Origin of the sequence: Geobacillus lituanicus, from assembly GCF_050994965.1 — a bacterium.
Taxonomy (GTDB): domain Bacteria; phylum Bacillota; class Bacilli; order Bacillales; family Anoxybacillaceae; genus Geobacillus; species Geobacillus stearothermophilus.
The window spans coordinates 969,647-986,859 of sequence record NZ_CP194773.1 but is presented as its reverse complement, the minus strand read 5'-3'; the positions used below and the strand labels follow the sequence as shown (position 1 = coordinate 986,859).

Genomic DNA, 17,213 nt, shown 5'->3' with positions numbered 1-17,213 from the left:
AAAGAAAAAACTGCCTTCCTTGAAAGCAACCGCTCCCTTAGGCAAAACCGCCGCCGCACCTCGATGCGCCATTTTCTCAAAAATGGAAAGCAATCTCCCGAAACGGCCAATAGCGGAGGTCTACCTTGCCGACCACTTGGCTGATTTTGACGAAGCCGAAATGGCGGCTGTCCCAACTGCTGAGCCGATTGTCGCCAAGGACAAAAATGCAGCCGGCCGGCACCCGCTTTTCTCCCGTCACCTCTTCAAGGGTAAAATCGCCTGTCAGTTTCTCGCTAAGGAGTTGCTGCTTATACGGCCGCAAATACGGTTCATCGACCTGTCGACCGTTAATATACAGCACATCGTTTTTGTACTCGATCCGATCCCCCGGCAGCCCGATGACCCGTTTCACGTAATCTTCCTTTTGATTGGCGTGAAACACGACGACATCAAACCGATGAATCGGGGCAATTTCATAACGGATCTTATTGACGATCAGCAAATTGCCGCTTTGCAGCGTCGGCATCATTGACTTTCCTTCCACCATATAATTGCTGAAAACGAAAAAACGGAGCATGGCGACAAACCCGACAGCGGCGAGCCATGGCCAGCGGCGTCCCCGCTTCTTTCCTTGTTTCCGTTTGGTCACTCCCCGTCCTCCTCGCTGCGTTGTTTTTCCGTCAACGAAAATCTCGCCTCTACTCGTTTTCCCGCATACCAAAGCAGCAGCACAACAACAGCGATCGCCGCCGTACGCAACGGCTGGCGGACAAGCGCCACCAAGTCATACCCGATAAAGCTGATCGTAAAAATCATGATCATCTTTCCAAGCAAGACCGCTAATACAAACTGCTGGCGGCTGATGCGTGACAGACCGGCAACGATATTGACAAGCGCCGACGGGGTGAAAGGAAAGCAATACAGCAAAAACAGCGGCCCGAATCCGTGCCGTTCAATCCAGTGCATAAACTGGCGCACTTTTGGATGGCGGCGGACAAAATGAAAGAAACGCTGCTGGCCGATCTTCCGCGTCAGCCAAAAGACGATGAGCGAGCCGAGCGAAGCGCCAATCCAAGAAATGAAAAACCCTTTCCACAACCCGAATGCCGCTGCGTTCGCCATCACAAACACAACCATCGGCAAAATCGGAAAAAACGACTCGAGCAGCGTCGCCGCAATGCCGGGAAATATGCCGAAGGAACGGTAATGGTCGAGCAAGGAAAGCACGTGGTCGAGCGTGAGCCATTGTTTCAAAGTTTCCATATTCATCGTTCTTTCTCCATTCAAATGCCGTTTATATTTTTATTTTACACGCTCGGCCGCGCAATTTGAACTTTTGCTTGTGAAAACCCATTTTTTTATCATGGCGGTTATTCCGTCACATGCTTTTCTTGCTGCATGCGATATATGTATTGCAGTTTGCGCTCTCTCGCCTCCATTCGCTCCGACAGTTTCGTCCGCAGCTGGGCTGTTCGGTGCAATTGGTTGATGAAAGATTTGCAGGACACATCGAGGACAACGCTTTTCCCGTTGCGGAAGTATACAACCGTCCGCTCATATTTCGCAGGCTCATACCGATAGACATGCATATGCGACAGCCAAACACAGCAGGAATCTTTCGGGGAAGCGGTGGGAAAGAAGTAAATTTCGTTGGACGGTTCAATGGCGATCGGCGCTTTGTGGGTGATGCCGATCACGGCCTTTGTTCCCTCTTTTCTGCCTTGAAAGCTGCAGCCATAATAATCGCAGCTATGTCTAATAATGTCGAGGGGCGTTTGTTTGACAATGTACTCGCCATCTTCCTCGACGACCTTTGCATACAGGTCATTGTTCAACAAATAAGGGAGAATCGCCATCGTATAACGGCTCACGACGAAATGGTTTAGGATGATAAATTCATTTACTTTCATCGTCTCATCTCCTCTCAACGAACTCACCACTCCTATCATACCACTAATAGTTATATTTTTCTATATTTTGAAAAAAGTTAGCGGGTTTTTTGCACAAAAAATCCCATGACGATCGTCATGGGCATTGTCAGGAGTTTTCAAACGTCTGGCCGATTTCTTTCATTGCTAAATACTCGTTCGCTTGCTCGAGCGCCGTATGTTCGCCGACCGAATCGCCTGCATACGTTTCCTCGTTCATCCACGATTGTTCAAAATGGAGATCGGTGCTGACGCGGAATTCGGCAGGGATTAGCTCCGGCAGACTATCTTTTTTCTTTTCCATTTCATCGCCTCCCTCCGTCTATAGAGTGCGCCAGCTTTTTCCTTTTATACGCAAAAAAAGCCCGGTCAAACCGGGCTTCCGTCGATATACGGCAATAGCCGCCGTCAAGCGGTCGTAAACTGCTCCTCTTCCGTCGATCCTTTCAAGGCGACGGTGGATGCTTGACCGCCGGAGATGACTTGGGCGACTTCATCAAAATAGCCGGTGCCGACTTCGCGTTGATGGCGCGTTGCAGTGTAGCCATATTTTTCAGCGGCAAATTCTGCTTGCTGCAGTTCGGCGTATGCAGCCATGCCGCGTTCTTTGTAGCCGCGCGCCAGTTCAAACATGCTGTAGTTGAGCGCGTGGAATCCAGCCAGAGTAACGAACTGGAACTTGTACCCCATTTTGCCGAGCTCTTGCTGGAATTTGGCGATCGTTTCATCGTCCAATTTTTTCTTCCAGTTGAACGACGGTGAGCAGTTATAGGCCAGCAGCTTGCCAGGGAATTTTTCATGAATGGCTTCCGCAAACCGGCGCGCTTCTTCCAAATTCGGTTCGCTCGTTTCGCACCAAATAAGGTCGGCGTACGGCGCATAGGCAAGTCCACGGGCGATCGCCTGATCGAGCCCTGCACGCGTGCGGTAAAATCCTTCCGGCGTCCGTTCACCGGTAATAAACTGTTGATCGCGCGGATCAATGTCGCTCGTAATCAAGTCGGCCGCATTGGCGTCCGTGCGGGCGATGAGCACGGTCGGGACGCCCATGACATCGGCGGCAAGCCGCGCCGCGATCAAGTTGCGCACCGCCGTTTGCGTCGGCAAAAGCACCTTTCCGCCCAAATGTCCGCATTTTTTCTCCGATGACAGCTGGTCTTCAAAATGGACACCGGCCGCTCCCGCTTCGATCATCGCTTTCATGAGCTCAAACACGTTCAGCTGGCCGCCGAACCCCGCCTCGGCATCAGCCACGATCGGAACAAAGTAGTCGATGTCTCCACTACCTTCCAAATATTGAATTTGATCAGCGCGCTGCAACGCCTGATTAATGCGTTTGACGACGTGCGGAACACTGTTGGACGGATACAAGCTTTGGTCCGGATACATTTGCCCGGCGAGGTTGGCGTCGGCTGCCACCTGCCATCCGCTTAAATAAATGGCTTTCAACCCGGCTTTCACTTGTTGCACGGCCTGATTCCCCGTCAACGCACCAAGCGCGTGGACATAGTCTTCGGTATGGAGCAGTTTCCATAGTTTTTCTGCGCCGCGCCGAGCGAGCGTATGCTCAATATCGATCGAGCCGCGCAGTTTAATGACATCTTCGGCGCTGTACGGGCGGACGATCCCTTTCCAGCGCTCTTCATTTTTCCAGCTTTCCTCTAATTGTCGGACACGTTCAGCAAATGACGCCATTTTTCCTTCCCCCATCTCTTTGTTATAATACATTATTTTTATTTACGTTTTTATTATATAACAGAAAGAAAAAAATGCAAGCTTTTTTTGAAACTTTTTTTGAATTAGGAAAATAGACACAAACTGTTCGTAAACAACACCGTTTTCCTATCCGTACTTTTGGTATGATCATGAATAGAGGAGTGATGGGAATGAGAAAGTGGTATACGATAGCAGCGTGCCTCGTACTGTTCGGAATCGGCGCCGGCATCTTTTACTTTACCGTTTATAAGCCATCTGCCGCGCGCCTTCCCCACGATGTCACAATGGAAACTGCCTGGGGGCGTCCGTATGCGTTCGGCGACTTGCCGCCGAAAGTGCGGCTCGTTGAGTTTATTTATACAAACTGTCCGGATATTTGTCCGAATACGACAATGCAAATGGCGAAACTGCGCGACCGGCTGGAAAGCGCCGGTGTATTTGGGCGGGATGTCGAATTTATCACCATCACGATTGATCCGGCCCGCGACACGAAAGAAAAGCTGCAAACATATGCCCGCACGTTTGGCGTAACCGGCGACGGGCAAGGCTGGGTATTTTTGCGCGGCAGCGAGGACGAAACAAAAAAAACAGCCGACGCCTTCGATTTTCAATACCGAGACCCGGGCAACGGGATGATTGTGCATACAGCGCTCGCGTACTTGCTTGACCGCGATGGCCGCGTCATTGAGCAGGTCGGGATGGGGACTTCGCGGTTTCACGTCGATGACGTATATGAAACCATTATGAATGAGTTGCCATAATATCGCCGCAACAAAAAGAGGGTGTCCCCATAGCCATCAAGTGAAGCCTTGGAGCGAGTAGCTCCAAGGCTTCACTTTTCATCTTTGGAGGCTGTGACCGTGAGAATATATAAAGATAGGCATGCCAAATACACCTTCCCTATAGAAGGTTTTTTTCATGGTATATGAGGCGGGAATTTCTTATGACACCGGCATGATGACCAAACTCTCGATAATGTCTAAAGCGCTCTTTTTTGTATAACGCCTTGATTTTTTTCCGTGTTGAGCGATGATGTCACACAGTTTTAAAAGGAGTTGGACAACTAACGCCTCAGAACACCATAAGGCTTGAAAGAAATCCATACCGAACTCCTTGATCATACTCATCGCCTTATATTCGCTCAATTCCTTTTTCTGTTTTCGATAGAGCCATTCCCGCATTTTAAACATGACAGTGGAGCTGATCAATAAGGCAATCAACGTTCCATACAGGTGGCACTGAAAGCGAGCCCCTTTCATCGGTTTGAATCGATGAATGTGAAACAGGGATTTCCATGTCTTAAATACCACTTCAATTTGCCAGCGAAGAGAATACAGCGTATGAATGTCGTGCAAAGAGGTATAAATCGCTGGAATATTGGTGATATATACATATATTGAGTGGGGGCGTCGCGTCACGTACGCGGCCCCTTTTCGTTTCGCCTTCTGTTTCCATTGTCCTTCCTTCTGTCGCTCCTGTTCTTCGGTCAGCCGATACACAATGAGCCGCGGTTGATGAACTTTCTTTCCACTGACATACGCATGTTCCAGTTCCATGGTTTCTCCGGGTTGTAACACCGCAAGGAAATCCTCTGGTTCCCATTTTCGAAATCGGTCTCCTTCTTTTTGGTAAATCCCTACATTGTGTTTGAGCCGGGAAATATAAAAGGCTCCGGCGTCATGAATGGCTTGCAATCCCTCAAGCGAAAAATAGCCTAAGTCTTTCAAACAAAGGTCTCCCTCTTGGATGGTCGATAGAAGGGACGCTCCGTAGGCGGCGTCGTGATGACGGGCATCTTCGACATCCGCATGGAGAAACTTCCCTTCTAGCCATTCATATTCTAGCTGAATTTTCACCCCAGGCCCCGTACATCCCTCGTAAATCCCCCGGATTTCAGGAGGCAGTTGAAACGACGTGGAATCGAGAATGCGAATCCGGCGAAACAGCGAATGTCTTTGACATAAGTGACGGGCTTCCTGAGTCTGATGAATGAGCAGTTTTTCAAACACCGCTTTGAGGAAACTCACCGCTTTTTCATTAAACCGTTGATTGAGCCCTTCCGCACTCAGAAAGGTGTTTTGCTTGAGAGCTAGAGCACTGCAAAGCTGCACCAATGATTTTTGACCGCCTCCTTCCTGGAGAAATGTGCAAAGTGCCACAAAATCATGGGCGCGTAATTTCCCCTTTCGTTGAATAAATTGATGATCTCGGGCCATATGTTCAAGTTCTTCGCACGATAACACGCTTCTTAATCCGTCTAAAAAACAATGCCATTCTTCTCGGAGAGATAAGGACGTCTTCAAAAAAACCACCCTTTCTAAGACATTATGAGGTCTTCAAAAGGATGGTCAAATCAGGCATATATTTATTCCTGTTTTCTTAACTTGATGGCTATGGGGTCAACCCCGTTTGTTCTGGATGATGTGTGTTCCAGGGAAATCCGGCGCCTTTTGCCCCCTTGCCAAAGACAGCATCGTTCAAACGACGAGCGAATACAGACTGAGGACCGCAACCGCGGCAAGAACGACGACCATGACATTGGCCCCGAACCAAGCCGCGATGACAGCCGCCGCAAAACCAATGGCTCCGAACACAACATCATCTTGGATGAAAAAAACGTCAGGAATAATGAGCGCCCCAAGCACTGCATACGGCACGTTTTTCAGCACCCCTTGCCAAAACGGCGGCAGCTGGATGCGGCCGAGCAGCACAAACGGCAGCAGGCGGGGCAAGTACGTCACGACTCCCATGCCGATGATCATCCAGACGATCGTGCTATTCATCGCCGTTTCCTCCTTCTTTCGCCAGCCATTGAACGATGACAGCCGACAGCAACGTAGCCAACACGATCGACCATCCTTTCGACAAGTGAAGAACAAACGTGCCGATGGAATTAAACAAAGCGGACAGCCCCGCCAGCCATACGATTTTCCGTTGCTTTTTCAACGCCGGCACAAGCAGCCCGATAAACATGGCGTACAAGGCGATCGCCATGCTTTCCTGCAGGCTTTCCGGCAGGCTCGCCCCTACGGCATGCCCAATGCCGGAATTGACCACCCAGCTGCCGTACGCCATGGCAATCAATCCAAACATATACGAAGCGTTGACCGTCCCCTCTTTCATCGCAGCCACTGAAAACGTTTCATCGGTGATGCCAAAGGCGTACAACGCTTTTTTCCAAAATGCATCCGGCTCGGCTTTTTCGCTCAGGGAAGCGGACATTAAAAAATGGCGAATATTTAAAATAAACGTCGTCAACACGATTTCCAACGCCCCGGTGCCGGCGGCAATCAAACTGAGGGCAATATATTGCGAAGCGCCGGCAAAGACAACAAGGCTCATCAGCACCGTTTCGCCAAGCGTCAGCCCGGTCGTCTTGGCGAGTAGTCCAAAAGCGAGCGCAATCGGCGTATAGCCAATGGCGATCGCCACCCCCGCTTGCACTCCTTGGCGAAACGGCGCCATCTTGCCAGCTTCCCATGTCGTTTCCACTGATCATCCCCCCGTCTTGCTAGATTAATAGCTCCATTATGCAAAAAAGAACGATGTTTCGCAACCCGAACATCCATCACAATTTTTTTCCTCTATGATATAATCAAATTGATTGACGATCGATTTGTCACAAGAAAAGGAGTGCACGTCCATGACCGTAAAAGCATATGTTTTGACCGAACGCGGCTTCCTTCGTTCCGAACAAGTCGCCTATCCGATGGAAGAACGCGGCTTGCAGTTTGGCGACGGCGTCTACGAAGTCGTTCGTCTATACAGCGGCACGTACATCTGGCTCCATGAACATCTAGACCGCCTATACCGCTCGGCGGCGGCCATTCGCCTCGCCGTTCCGTTCAGCCATGAAGAGTTGGCTGAGCGGCTCGAGCAGCTGCGCCGCATGAACGATGTGCGCGAAGATGCCATTTTGTATTTGCAAGTGACGCGGGGGAGCTTCCCGCGCAGCCATGCATTTCCGGCCGAAAACCGGCCGAATTTGTACGCCTACATTCAGCCGATGGCGCGAAAAACGGAGGAAATGGCGCGCGGCGTGCGCGCGATTTTGACCAAAGACGTCCGCTGGGAGTACTGCTGCATTAAAAGCTTGAACTTGCTGCCGAACGTACTTGCAAAACAAGAAGCCGTCGAGCGCGGAGCGTTTGAAGCGATTCTCCACCGCGACGGCGTCGTGACCGAGGGAAGTTCATCGAACATTTTCCTTGTCAAACACAAAACCGTCTATACTCACCCAGCGACGGAGCGGATTTTAAACGGCATCGTCCGCACCAAAGTGAAGGAATTTTGCGCTGAACTTGGCATTCCGTTCATCGAAAAGGCGTTTTCCGTCAGCAGTCTCGCCGAAGCCGATGAACTGTTTTTGACGAGCACCACCTCGGCGATCACTCCGATCGTCCAAGTAGAAGAAACATTGATCGGAAACGGCGAACCGGGGGACGTGACGAAAGCGCTGCAAGCCGCCTATCAAAAGGCGACCAAGCCGCTTCCAACCGCTTGACCCGTTCCGTTGCACCGAAAACGAGGCGCCCGCAACGTTGGGGCACCTCGTTTCGTTTTATGAACCGAGCACAGCGCGGTCGCTCGCAAACCGGCTGCCGCGGATGCGCTGAAACTCTTCCAACAGCCGCTCGACTGTCAATTTTTCTTTTTCCTCTCCCTCGGCCGTGAAAATAATTTGCCCGCCATCCATCATGATGAGCCGGTTGCCAAGGCGAATCGCCTGCTCCATATTGTGCGTGACCATCAGCGTCGTCAACTGATGCTGTCTGACAATTTCCTTCGTCAATTCGGTGACAAGCTCGGCCCGCGCCGGGTCGAGGGCGGCGGTATGTTCATCAAGCAAAAGCACATCCGGCTTTGTGAATGTGGCCATCAACAGTGAAAGCGCCTGCCGCTCCCCGCCGGAGAGAAGGCCGACTTTAGCGGCGAGCCGGTCTTCGAGCCCTAAATGGAGCGTTTGCAGCGTTTCCCGAAACCACTTTCGCTTTTCTCTTGTTACACCAAGACGCAGCGTGCGCCGTCTTGTTCGGTTGTAAGCGAGCGCCAAATTTTCCTCGATCGTCATATGGGGGGCGGTGCCGGCCATCGGATCTTGAAACACGCGGCCGATGTAGCGGGCGCGGGCATGTTCTTTGAGCGCCGTGACGTTGCGGCCGTTGATCCACACTTCACCCGTATCAGGGGACAGCCGGCCGGAAATGATATTCATCAACGTCGACTTTCCGGCGCCGTTGCTGCCGATGACCGTGACAAAATCGCCGGGGGCCAGCGTTAAATCAATCCCCCGCAAGGCGACTTTTTCATCAGCAGTTCCTTCGTTAAATACTTTTGTAATTCGTTTTAGCTCCAGCAACCGTCTCTCCCCTCTCAAGCTGTGCTGCTTTCCGTTTTTTCCTCTGTTTTTCTTTTTGCGCCGCCGCCACGTTCGGGACGATCAGCGCCAGTATCACAATCGCCGCCGTGATCAACTTTACATCGCCCGTCTCCAAAAACTCAACCCGCAGCGCAAGCGCCAAAATGAGCCGATACACAATGGCGCCGCCAATCACCGCCCATGTCGCTCGCGCAACCGAACGGGCGCCAAACAGCGCCTCTCCGATGATGACAGACGCAAGTCCGATGACGATCATCCCGATTCCCATGCCGACGTCGCTGAATCCGCCATACTGGGCAACAAGCGCCCCAGACAAGGCGACCAACGCATTCGACAGCCCGAGTCCGAAGACGATCAACCAGTCGGTGTTGGCGGAAAAACTGGCCACCATCGGTTTGTTGTCCCCGGTCGCCCGCAGCGCGATTCCGACTTCCGTTTTCAACAGCCAATCGAGCAGCCATTTCACCACGAGCGCGACGACGGCCATCGAAACGAGCACCGCCCACGTCCGCGGCGCAAACCCGGTGAAAGAAAACAGCTTGTTGAGCGTCTCATCCAATCCGGATTGCCGCCAGGCGGCAGTGATTTTCGTGATGACCGTTTCTTGCTGCAACAGCGGTACATTCGACTTTCCCATGATGCGCAAATTGATGGAATATAAAGCAATCATCATTAAAATGCCGGATAAAAGCGGATTGATTTTCCCTTTCGTATGCAAAAGCCCGGTCAGCGCCCCGGCGGCAAAGCCGGCCGCAAGCGCTGCAGCCGACGCAGCAAACGGATCCGCTCCGCCTGTGATGAGCACCGCGGCGACCGAAGCGCCGGTGACAAAGCTGCCGTCAACCGTTAAATCCGGAAAATCCAGCACGCGGAATGACAAATAGACGCCAAGCGCCATCACCGCATAAATCAACCCCGCTTCCACCGAACCAAACATCGCTGCCGACATGCCTACCCCCCCTGTTGGTGACAAATCCCTCCTTCAATGAAGGAGGGACGGCCGTTTATTCAATATACTCAGCGATCGAATCCCATTCCGGATTGAGCTCAATCCCCATTTCTTGCGCGGCTTTTTTGTTGATGACAAGCTTCAATTTTTGCGGATACTGAACCGGCAGATCGGCCGGCTTTTTGCCGTCCTGCAAAATTTGCGCCGCCATTTCCCCGGCTTCATAACCGATGTCATAATAGTCGAACCCATACGCCGCAAACCCGCCGCGCTTCACAGAATCAAGCTCGCCGACAAACAGCGGAATGTCATGCTCGTTCGCCACTTGAATGACCGATTCCAACGCGGACACCACCGTGTTGTCAGTGATGATATACAGGCAGTCCACTTTGCCGACAAGCGATTCCGTTGCCTGCTTCACTTCAGCCGAGGTCGATACCGACGCCGAAACGACTTGCAAATCGGTTCCTTGCATCGCCTTTTTCACCTGCTCGATTTGAGCGACGGAGTTTTGTTCACCGGCGTTGTAGACCATGCCGACACGATTGCCCTTGATATATTTGTCAATAAATTGTACCGTTTTCGGAATCGCCTCCGGGTGCGTATCGGTCGTGCCCGTCACATTGCCGCCCGGCTTTTCCATCGATTGGACGAGCTGTGCGCCGACCGGGTCGGTCACCGAAGTGAACACGATTGGAATGTCTTTTGTCGCATTGAGCGCCGCCTGCACGCTTGGCGTTGAGTTGGCGAAAATCAAGTCGACGCCGTCCGAAACAAAATTATTGGCGATCGTTTGGTTGTTGCTTTGGTCGCCTTGGGCGATTTGCACGTCATACTCAACGGACAGCCCTTTGTCTTTTAACGCCTGCTGGAATCCCTTGCGCGCCGCATCGAGCGATGGATGCTCGACAATTTGCGTCACGCCGATTTTGTACGTCTTTTCTTTCCCGCTCTTCCCGCCGCTTCCCTGGCTGCTTCCCGTCTCTTTCGCGCCGCCGCAGCCGCCAAGCAACAAAAAGCCGGCTGCACACACCGCGGCGAACCGCCGAATCGATTGGCCCATGATCCCATCCCCCTATGTAGAGAAGTTTAGTCCTTTTAAACTTTTATGTGTTAAATTATATAAATTTATCTACTTGTTTTCAATATACTATTCAAAAAAAAGAAAAGGTGCTGAAAATTCAGCACCATCAAGCATGGGAAGACGCGAGCCGCTCTTTTAACGCTCTTCGCAAAATTTTTCCTGTCGCATTTTTCGGCAGCTCGTCCAAAAAGTCAATCGCGCTCGGCACTTTATATTTTGCCAACCGCTCACGGCAGTAAGCAATGAGCTCTGCTTCCGTCAACTCCGGATTTTTCGCGACGACATACGCCAGCACCGCCTCGCCGTAATCCGGATCCGGCACACCGATCACAGCGGCTTCGACGACGCCCGGATGACTGTACAGCACTTCCTCGACCTCACGCGGATATACATTGTAGCCGCCGACGATGATCATCTCTTTTTTCCGGTCGACGATGTAGAAATAGCCCTCCTCATCCATACGCGCCAAATCGCCGGTGTGCAGCCAGCCATCGCGCAAGGCAGCCGCCGTTTCTTCCGGCATTTTGTAGTACCCTTTCATGACGTTCGGGCCGCGCACAACAAGTTCACCGACTTCGCCGACAGGCACTTCTTCACCGTATTCATTGACGACCTTGTTCTCAACATTTTTAATGCTTGTCCCGATCGAACCGGGCTTGCGCGGCCGATCGAGAGGATTAAAGCAAGTGACAGGAGACGCTTCCGAAAGCCCATATCCTTCTGAAATGATGACGTTGAACTTTTTCTCAAAATTTTCAAGCAAGGCGACCGGCATCGACGCTCCTCCCGAGATGCAGAGGCGAAGCGTCTGCAAATCAGCGACCGTTCCTCCTTCATATTGATAAAGGAAGTTGTACATCGTCGGCACGCCGGCAAAAATCGTCGCCTTTTCCTCTCGGGCCAGGGCAAACATGGCGGCCGGGCTGAATTTCGGCATAATGAGCACCGTTCCCCCGTTCATAAGCGGAGCATTGAGCGCCACGGTCAGACAAAAGACATGGAACATCGGCAGCGCGGCAATCACGCGGTCATGTTCATCGATTCCTAAATAGTCAGCCGTATCTTGGGCGTTGCTGTACAAGTTTTTATGCGTGAGCATCGCCCCTTTCGGCTTGCCGGTTGTTCCGGATGTATACAAAATGACGGCGACATCATCGTCATCAAGCTCCGGTCCTGCAAACGACGAATCGCCGGCAGCCAACACTTCTGCAAACGATTTCATTTCATCGGACAGCGAAATCCCTTTTTCCTTTCCTTGCGGCGTTTCACAAACGATGGCCTGCTTCAGCAAAGGCAGGCGCTGCTTCGCCCCGGCAAAGAGCGGAGCGAGCAAATCGAGCCCGATTACCGCTTTGACGTCGCCATTAAGCAAAATATACCCAATTTCTTCCGGCGTATAAATCGGATTGATCGGGATGACGGTCGCTCCGAGCCGCAGCGCCCCGTACAGGCCGATGACAAATTGCGGCGAATTGCCAAGCAATAAGGCGATGTGATCCCCCCGGCGAATGCCAAGCTGCGCCAATCCGTCGGCAAACCGCGACACCGCGGCGTCCAATTGTTGATACGTGCATCGTTCCCCCATAAACACGTACGCTTCTTTGTCCGGTAGTTGTTTGGCGATTTGCGCCAACCGCGTCGTTAAGTTCATCCAATCTCCCCCTTAAAAATGAATGAATGACCATTCATTTTTCAAGTAAAAAAATTCGAACTATAATTTATTATAAAAAAAAGAACGGCGAAGGACAAGCGAAAGCGCTTCCCTCGCCGTTTTTTTTTCGCTGCTTTTCGCTACTGCGCCCACACTAAGCCGGTGCGGGCGAGGCGAATAACGCCGCGGAACGTCCGCTCCGCTTCTTCAACGAGCTGTTCGTGCCTGCCAATGTGCGGCAAGTGCGTCAACCATAGTTCACCAACGCCCGCCCCCTCGGCGATGGCCGCCGCTTCCTCGCTCGTCATATGGCCGGCCGGCGCCGCGTTTTGTCCGGCGTAAAAATTGCACTCGCAAATGAGCAAGTCAGCTCCTTTTGCAAACGGTATAAATTCCGGCATGTAGCTCGAATCAGCCGTGTACACGACCGTGTTGCCGCCGGCAGTGATGCGCATCGCATAACACGGAACCGGATGGACTGTTTTCAAAAATGAAAGCGAAAACGGACCGACCGCAAGCACCTTGGCCGGGTCATAAGGAATCCCTTCCGTAATGCCGCTATGCGTCAGGCGGGCGAAGGCCGCCTCATCTTCTTGGTGGCCGTAAATCGGCAGCACCGGCAAATCCGCCCCTACATTTTTATGAATGAGGCGCGCATATTGGAGCGGGCCGATATCGGCGATATGATCATAGTGATAGTGGGAGACGACAACCGCATCCAAGTTTTCTACAGCCGTGTAGTTTTGCAGCTTGGCGAGCGCCCCGCTTCCGCAGTCGACAAGCATGCGAAACCCGTCATGCTCAAACAAATAAGCGGATGTCGCTTCATTGGCGGCGGGAAACCCTCCCCAATAGCCGATGACTGTCACTTTCATTTCCTTTCCTCTCCTTCCACCCATTTTGTCTTCATCATACACGACGGCTGCCTTTTTTTCATCTTTGTTGATTTTGTTTTAAAACACCTATTGACATTTTTATCTGTGTTATAATACAATAAAATCACCAAGACAACGGAGGGGATCACAATGTTGATGAAAGTGTTAGAATTTTTCAAAAACCTGCCACCGAAAAAGTGCTCGCAATGCGGCAAAACGATCGACGAGCAGCACGAGTGCTACGGCAACACATGCTCTGACTGCCTTGGCGCCGCTTACCGCCACTAGGTGAGCGGACGCTGCCCTTGCGTCACGATGCCGGCTGCCCCGCTGGCAATAGGCTGTTCCCCGATGCAGCCTGCCTTTTTTGCTTTAATGCCCCCGTGTGCGGGGCGTTTTTTTTACACAAAAAACATCCATGAGTAAGCTTTTACTCGCCACCCAAGCATGAAAATAACCGCTCATGGATTCATTATTTTCACGGAAAAAGAGAGGATCATCTACTGCGATAATCCTTGCAAAAAGTAAAGCGCAAACAGCTCAGCAATCTGTTCTTTTGTCAGCGGCTCATGATCTTTTTCCCAATCGACGATCAAGGCAATGTACACTTTCAACATTAAAAAGGCGGTAATTTCCGAATTGCACGGGCGAATTTCCCCTTTTTCCACCGCTGCATCAATTTTTTTCCGAATGAACTCCACCATGGCCCGGTCGAGCTTGGCCAGCACATCCTGCACCACTGCGGTGCCGATGCTGCGCACTTCCTGGAGCAGCTTCGCCGTCAGCTGATGGCGCTGGCGAAACTCTAAAATGCGGTATAAGGCGCGGTGGACGTTTTCGGAAAACGGCAGCGCCGGGTCCATAGCCCGCTCCGCTTCTGACTGGATTTCGACGATCAACGAAGAAACGATTTCACCAAGCAGCTCCTCTTTGCTTTTAAAAAACGTATAAATCGTTCCCTTGCCGACATTGGCGAGCTTGGCGATTTGTTCCATCGTCGTCGCTTTGTAGCCGAATGCCGCAAACGATTGGGTTGCCGCCTCGATAATTTGCCGTTTACGGTCGCTTGCCATTGGCCTCATCCTTTAATTTGACTAAATGAACGATTTGGTCAATTCGCATCCATTATACTATGCGGCCGTTTTCCCGTAAAGCCCTTAAAAACGCCGCCCAGCTTCTCGAAACGGCGGCACCCCTTGTTCTAGGGAACAGCGCGGCCGGACAACGGAATACACGGGCCGCCTAACGGTACAAGGCGGCCCGCTAATGGGCGCGGCTGTACATCTCGGCCGGCTGGTGTTGTTCCGTTTGGCGCAAGTAGTCAAGCACATCACCGACCGCCTTCTCTCCTTGGTCGATGCAATCCGGCAGCCCGAGCCCTTCATACGAGCTACCGGCCAAAAACACTCCCGGCAACTCAGCCGCCATCTGTTGCTTAATTTTCGCCAGCCGCTCGCGATGCCCGACTGTATATTGCGGCATCGCCCGCTTCCACCGGGAGATGACGGCAAACTCCGGCCGGCCGTCAATTTTCATCACTTTACTTAAATCATCCAACACAACGCGGACAATCTCGTCATCCGGTTGATCGACGATCTCCTCATCGCCCGGGCGTCCGACATAGCCGCGCAGCAGCGCTTTGCCGGGCGGAGCCGTGTGCGGCCATTTTTTGTGCGTCCACGTGCACGCCGTCAGCGTGTAATCACTGCGGCGCGAGACAACAAACCCAGTTCCGTCAATATCTTGACGGATCGCTTCCTCTGGAAAAGCAAGCGCGACCGTTGCCACCGACGTCAGCGGCACGGACCGAAACGGGGCGAAAAACGGATAATCAGCGAACATATCCGGCACGACATGGTGCGGCACCGCAACAATGACGCTGTCCGCCTCCCACGTTTCACCATTGCTGAGCCGCAGCTGATACGCTGAACCGACGCGGACGATCCGCTCGACGCGCGCCCCTTTGACGACGCTGCCTGGCTCAAGCCGCTTTTCCACCTCTTCGACGAGCGACTGCAAGCCGGTTTTTAACGTCTGAAATGCCCCTTTTCGCTCCTTCTGTTCCTTTGGCGTCGTCCGTTTCGCACCGCGAACGAGGCTGCCGTATTTTTGTTCCAGCTGAAAAAACTGCGGGAACGTTGCCATTAAGCTCATTTCGTCGATGTCGCCGGCGTAAATGCCAGACAGCAGCGGTTCGATCAAATTGTCCACCACTTCATCGCCTAAACGGCGGCGAAAAAAGCGGCCAAGCGGCATATCACCGGCTGTTTTCACCGGCGGCAGCACGAAGTCGAGCGCCGCCCGCAGCTTGCCGGCCGGCGAAAACAACCCGGTCGCCACAAACGGGGCGATGCGCGTCGGGATGCCCATCACCGCTCCGCCTGGAATCGGGTGCAGCTTGCCATTGACCAAAATGTACGACTTTCCGGTCGCATTATGAACGATTTCCCGTTCGAGCCCGACTTCTTTCACAAGGCGGAATGCGCTCGTTTTCCGCGCCAAAAACGAGTCCGGCCCCCGTTCAATGACAAAACCGTCACGAACGACCGTCTGCACTTTTCCGCCGAGCCGGTGCGTCGCCTCGACAAGTTTACACGTCACTGGCAGATGCTGTTCTTTAGCCGCTTTTTGCAAGTAGTAGGCGGCCGCGAGACCCGTAATGCCGCCGCCGATAATCACAACCGTCCGTTTTCCTTCACTCATGCTTACCGCCTTCTTTTGCGAGCCGCTTTAACACGACCGTCGCCAATGCATCAATAAACAGCGGATCGGTATTCGGCATCTCCGGCCGGTAATAGCGGGCGCCAATTTCTTCGGTTACTTGCTTGCATTCAATATCGTTGTCATACAACACTTCCAAATGGTCGGCAACAAAACCGACCGGCGCATAAACGAACGACGTATAGCCGTGCTCTTCATGGAGCTGGCGCGTCAAATCTTGCACATCCGGGCCGAGCCATGGCTCCGGCGTGCTGCCGGCGCTTTGCCAGCCGACGGCGTAATGCGAGACGCCGGCTTGTTTGGCAATACGTTCGGCTGTGTCTTGGAGCTGTTCTGGATACGGGTCGCCCGCTTGAATGATTTTTTCCGGCAAACTATGGGCCGAGACGATCAACACCGCCCGTTCCCGCTCTTGTTCCGGCATGGCATCAAAAATGGCTCTCACTCGTTCGGACCAATATTGCAAAAACTTCGGCTCGTCATACCACTGGTCAATCGTATAAATAACCGGGCCGCCAAGCTTTTCCGCCGCCGCTTTGGCCCGCTCGTTGTACGAGCGGATGCTGAATGTGGAATAATGCGGCGCCAGCACAATGCCAACCGCCTCTTTTATGCCGTCGGCGTGCATGCGTTCAACCGCGTCCTCAATGAACGGCTCGATATGTTTCAATCCCAAATACGCGCGAAACTCCACGTCCTCTTGCACAGCATTCAGCCGTTTTTCAAGCTGCTTTGCCTGCGCTTTTGTAATGTTCGCCAGCGGCGACAGGCCGCCGATGGCTTGATAGCGCGCTTTTAAATCCTCGATTTGTTCCTGCGGCGGCTTCCTCCCGTGGCGGATATGCGTATAATACCGTTCAATATCGTCTTCCTTGTACGGCGTGCCGTACGCCATCACAAGCAGTCCGACAATGTTCTTCATTGTGT

The 17,213-nt window shown here is 52.5% G+C and carries 19 protein-coding genes; 3 read left to right on the top strand and 16 right to left on the bottom strand.

Features of this window, described 5'->3' with window-relative positions; all coding sequences use genetic code 11:
- Positions 1 to 76 precede the first annotated feature (76 nt).
- From lepB to aceA, 5 genes are all read right to left on the bottom strand, one after another.
- Positions 77 to 631, bottom strand: a complete 555-nt coding sequence (gene lepB / locus ACR1UW_RS05000) for a signal peptidase I (protein WP_044746232.1) — start codon at positions 629 to 631, stop codon at positions 77 to 79.
- On the bottom strand, positions 628 to 1,251 hold the full coding sequence (locus ACR1UW_RS04995; RefSeq protein WP_033011630.1) for a TVP38/TMEM64 family protein: 624 nt from the start codon (positions 1,249 to 1,251) through the stop codon (positions 628 to 630). The genes lepB and ACR1UW_RS04995 overlap by 4 nt, the downstream gene beginning before the upstream one ends.
- A 101-nt stretch (positions 1,252 to 1,352) precedes the next feature.
- On the bottom strand, positions 1,353 to 1,892 hold the full coding sequence (locus tag ACR1UW_RS04990; protein WP_033011628.1) for a competence protein ComK: 540 nt from the start codon (positions 1,890 to 1,892) through the stop codon (positions 1,353 to 1,355).
- A gap of 127 nt (positions 1,893 to 2,019) precedes the next feature.
- Positions 2,020 to 2,214 (bottom strand): hypothetical protein, encoded by a 195-nt coding sequence (locus tag ACR1UW_RS04985; RefSeq protein WP_033011626.1) that lies wholly within the window; start codon positions 2,212 to 2,214, stop codon positions 2,020 to 2,022.
- 104 nt (positions 2,215 to 2,318) lie between these two features.
- Positions 2,319 to 3,605, bottom strand: coding sequence for an isocitrate lyase (aceA, locus tag ACR1UW_RS04980; RefSeq protein WP_047819222.1), 1,287 nt, complete (start codon positions 3,603 to 3,605; stop codon positions 2,319 to 2,321).
- Positions 3,606 to 3,796: 191 nt separating this feature from the next.
- Here aceA and ACR1UW_RS04975 point away from each other — a divergent pair, with 191 nt between their 5' ends.
- The gene (locus tag ACR1UW_RS04975; protein WP_033011623.1) at positions 3,797 to 4,387 is read left to right on the top strand and encodes an SCO family protein; all 591 of its coding nucleotides are present in this window, start codon (positions 3,797 to 3,799) and stop codon (positions 4,385 to 4,387) included.
- Between the two features lie 180 nt (positions 4,388 to 4,567).
- Here ACR1UW_RS04975 and ACR1UW_RS04970 read toward each other — a convergent pair whose 3' ends face one another.
- The 3 genes from ACR1UW_RS04970 to ACR1UW_RS04960 all read right to left on the bottom strand — a co-directional run bounded on the left by ACR1UW_RS04970 (position 4,568) and on the right by ACR1UW_RS04960 (position 7,118).
- Positions 4,568 to 5,929 carry an IS4 family transposase gene (locus ACR1UW_RS04970; RefSeq protein WP_429902050.1) on the bottom strand — a complete coding sequence of 454 codons (1,362 nt, stop codon included), beginning with the start codon at positions 5,927 to 5,929 and terminating at the stop codon, positions 4,568 to 4,570.
- A 174-nt stretch (positions 5,930 to 6,103) separates the two neighbouring features.
- Positions 6,104 to 6,409: an AzlD domain-containing protein gene (locus tag ACR1UW_RS04965; protein ID WP_033011622.1), complete on the bottom strand. Its 306-nt coding sequence runs from the start codon at positions 6,407 to 6,409 to the stop codon at positions 6,104 to 6,106.
- Positions 6,402 to 7,118 (bottom strand): AzlC family ABC transporter permease, encoded by a 717-nt coding sequence (locus ACR1UW_RS04960; protein ID WP_100663930.1) that lies wholly within the window; start codon positions 7,116 to 7,118, stop codon positions 6,402 to 6,404. The genes ACR1UW_RS04965 and ACR1UW_RS04960 overlap by 8 nt, the downstream gene beginning before the upstream one ends.
- 151 nt (positions 7,119 to 7,269) lie before the next feature.
- Between ACR1UW_RS04960 and dat the strand changes: the two genes are divergently transcribed.
- Positions 7,270 to 8,130, top strand: coding sequence for a D-amino-acid transaminase (gene dat, locus ACR1UW_RS04955; protein ID WP_033011618.1), 861 nt, complete (start codon positions 7,270 to 7,272; stop codon positions 8,128 to 8,130).
- A gap of 57 nt (positions 8,131 to 8,187) precedes the next feature.
- Here the strand turns inward: dat and ACR1UW_RS04950 are convergent, their stop codons facing one another.
- The 5 genes from ACR1UW_RS04950 to ACR1UW_RS04930 all read right to left on the bottom strand — a co-directional run bounded on the left by ACR1UW_RS04950 (position 8,188) and on the right by ACR1UW_RS04930 (position 13,565).
- Positions 8,188 to 8,985 carry an ABC transporter ATP-binding protein gene (locus tag ACR1UW_RS04950; RefSeq protein ID WP_033011617.1) on the bottom strand — a complete coding sequence of 266 codons (798 nt, stop codon included), beginning with the start codon at positions 8,983 to 8,985 and terminating at the stop codon, positions 8,188 to 8,190.
- Positions 8,951 to 9,955: an ABC transporter permease gene (locus ACR1UW_RS04945; RefSeq protein ID WP_033011615.1), complete on the bottom strand. Its 1,005-nt coding sequence runs from the start codon at positions 9,953 to 9,955 to the stop codon at positions 8,951 to 8,953. Before ACR1UW_RS04945 ends, ACR1UW_RS04950 begins: the two co-directional genes overlap by 35 nt.
- 55 nt (positions 9,956 to 10,010) lie before the next feature.
- Positions 10,011 to 11,018, bottom strand: coding sequence for an ABC transporter substrate-binding protein (locus ACR1UW_RS04940; protein WP_095858927.1), 1,008 nt, complete (start codon positions 11,016 to 11,018; stop codon positions 10,011 to 10,013).
- A 127-nt stretch (positions 11,019 to 11,145) separates the two neighbouring features.
- On the bottom strand, positions 11,146 to 12,690 hold the full coding sequence (locus tag ACR1UW_RS04935) for a fatty acid--CoA ligase family protein (protein ID WP_498934740.1): 1,545 nt from the start codon (positions 12,688 to 12,690) through the stop codon (positions 11,146 to 11,148).
- A 140-nt stretch (positions 12,691 to 12,830) separates the two neighbouring features.
- Positions 12,831 to 13,565: an MBL fold metallo-hydrolase gene (locus ACR1UW_RS04930; protein WP_044746238.1), complete on the bottom strand. Its 735-nt coding sequence runs from the start codon at positions 13,563 to 13,565 to the stop codon at positions 12,831 to 12,833.
- A 150-nt stretch (positions 13,566 to 13,715) separates the two neighbouring features.
- Here ACR1UW_RS04930 and yhfH point away from each other — a divergent pair, with 150 nt between their 5' ends.
- Entirely contained in the window at positions 13,716 to 13,853 is a 138-nt protein-coding gene (yhfH, locus tag ACR1UW_RS04925) for a protein YhfH (protein ID WP_020958812.1), read from the top strand.
- A 212-nt stretch (positions 13,854 to 14,065) separates the two neighbouring features.
- On the opposite strand, the gene ACR1UW_RS04920 is transcribed toward yhfH, so the two are convergent.
- The 3 genes from ACR1UW_RS04920 to hemH all read right to left on the bottom strand — a co-directional run bounded on the left by ACR1UW_RS04920 (position 14,066) and on the right by hemH (position 17,208).
- Complete coding sequence (locus ACR1UW_RS04920) at positions 14,066 to 14,638, bottom strand: TetR/AcrR family transcriptional regulator (protein ID WP_044746239.1); 573 nt, start codon at positions 14,636 to 14,638, stop codon at positions 14,066 to 14,068.
- A gap of 190 nt (positions 14,639 to 14,828) precedes the next feature.
- Positions 14,829 to 16,268, bottom strand: coding sequence for a protoporphyrinogen oxidase (gene hemY / locus ACR1UW_RS04915; protein WP_498934737.1), 1,440 nt, complete (start codon positions 16,266 to 16,268; stop codon positions 14,829 to 14,831).
- Positions 16,261 to 17,208, bottom strand: a complete 948-nt coding sequence (gene hemH / locus ACR1UW_RS04910; RefSeq protein ID WP_498934735.1) for a ferrochelatase — start codon at positions 17,206 to 17,208, stop codon at positions 16,261 to 16,263. Before hemH ends, hemY begins: the two co-directional genes overlap by 8 nt.
- Between the last annotated feature and the right edge of the window lie 5 nt (positions 17,209 to 17,213).

Bases quoted from the DNA above. Each gene is read 5' to 3' on its own strand.
- ACR1UW_RS04995 (WP_033011630.1), bottom strand. From the start codon at position 1,251: ATGAATATGGAAACTTTGAAACAATGGCTCACGCTCGACCACGTGCTT.
- ACR1UW_RS04990 (WP_033011628.1), bottom strand. From the start codon at position 1,892: ATGAAAGTAAATGAATTTATCATCCTAAACCATTTCGTCGTGAGCCGT.
- ACR1UW_RS04985 (WP_033011626.1), bottom strand. From the start codon at position 2,214: ATGGAAAAGAAAAAAGATAGTCTGCCGGAGCTAATCCCTGCCGAATTC.
- aceA (WP_047819222.1), bottom strand. From the start codon at position 3,605: ATGGCGTCATTTGCTGAACGTGTCCGACAATTAGAGGAAAGCTGGAAA.
- ACR1UW_RS04975 (WP_033011623.1), top strand. From the start codon at position 3,797: ATGAGAAAGTGGTATACGATAGCAGCGTGCCTCGTACTGTTCGGAATC.
- ACR1UW_RS04965 (WP_033011622.1), bottom strand. From the start codon at position 6,409: ATGAATAGCACGATCGTCTGGATGATCATCGGCATGGGAGTCGTGACG.
- dat (WP_033011618.1), top strand. From the start codon at position 7,270: ATGACCGTAAAAGCATATGTTTTGACCGAACGCGGCTTCCTTCGTTCC.
- ACR1UW_RS04945 (WP_033011615.1), bottom strand. From the start codon at position 9,955: ATGTCGGCAGCGATGTTTGGTTCGGTGGAAGCGGGGTTGATTTATGCG.
- ACR1UW_RS04940 (WP_095858927.1), bottom strand. From the start codon at position 11,018: ATGGGCCAATCGATTCGGCGGTTCGCCGCGGTGTGTGCAGCCGGCTTT.
- ACR1UW_RS04935 (WP_498934740.1), bottom strand. From the start codon at position 12,690: ATGAACTTAACGACGCGGTTGGCGCAAATCGCCAAACAACTACCGGAC.
- ACR1UW_RS04930 (WP_044746238.1), bottom strand. From the start codon at position 13,565: ATGAAAGTGACAGTCATCGGCTATTGGGGAGGGTTTCCCGCCGCCAAT.
- yhfH (WP_020958812.1), top strand. From the start codon at position 13,716: ATGTTGATGAAAGTGTTAGAATTTTTCAAAAACCTGCCACCGAAAAAG.
- ACR1UW_RS04920 (WP_044746239.1), bottom strand. From the start codon at position 14,638: ATGGCAAGCGACCGTAAACGGCAAATTATCGAGGCGGCAACCCAATCG.
- hemY (WP_498934737.1), bottom strand. From the start codon at position 16,268: ATGAGTGAAGGAAAACGGACGGTTGTGATTATCGGCGGCGGCATTACG.
- hemH (WP_498934735.1), bottom strand. From the start codon at position 17,208: ATGAAGAACATTGTCGGACTGCTTGTGATGGCGTACGGCACGCCGTAC.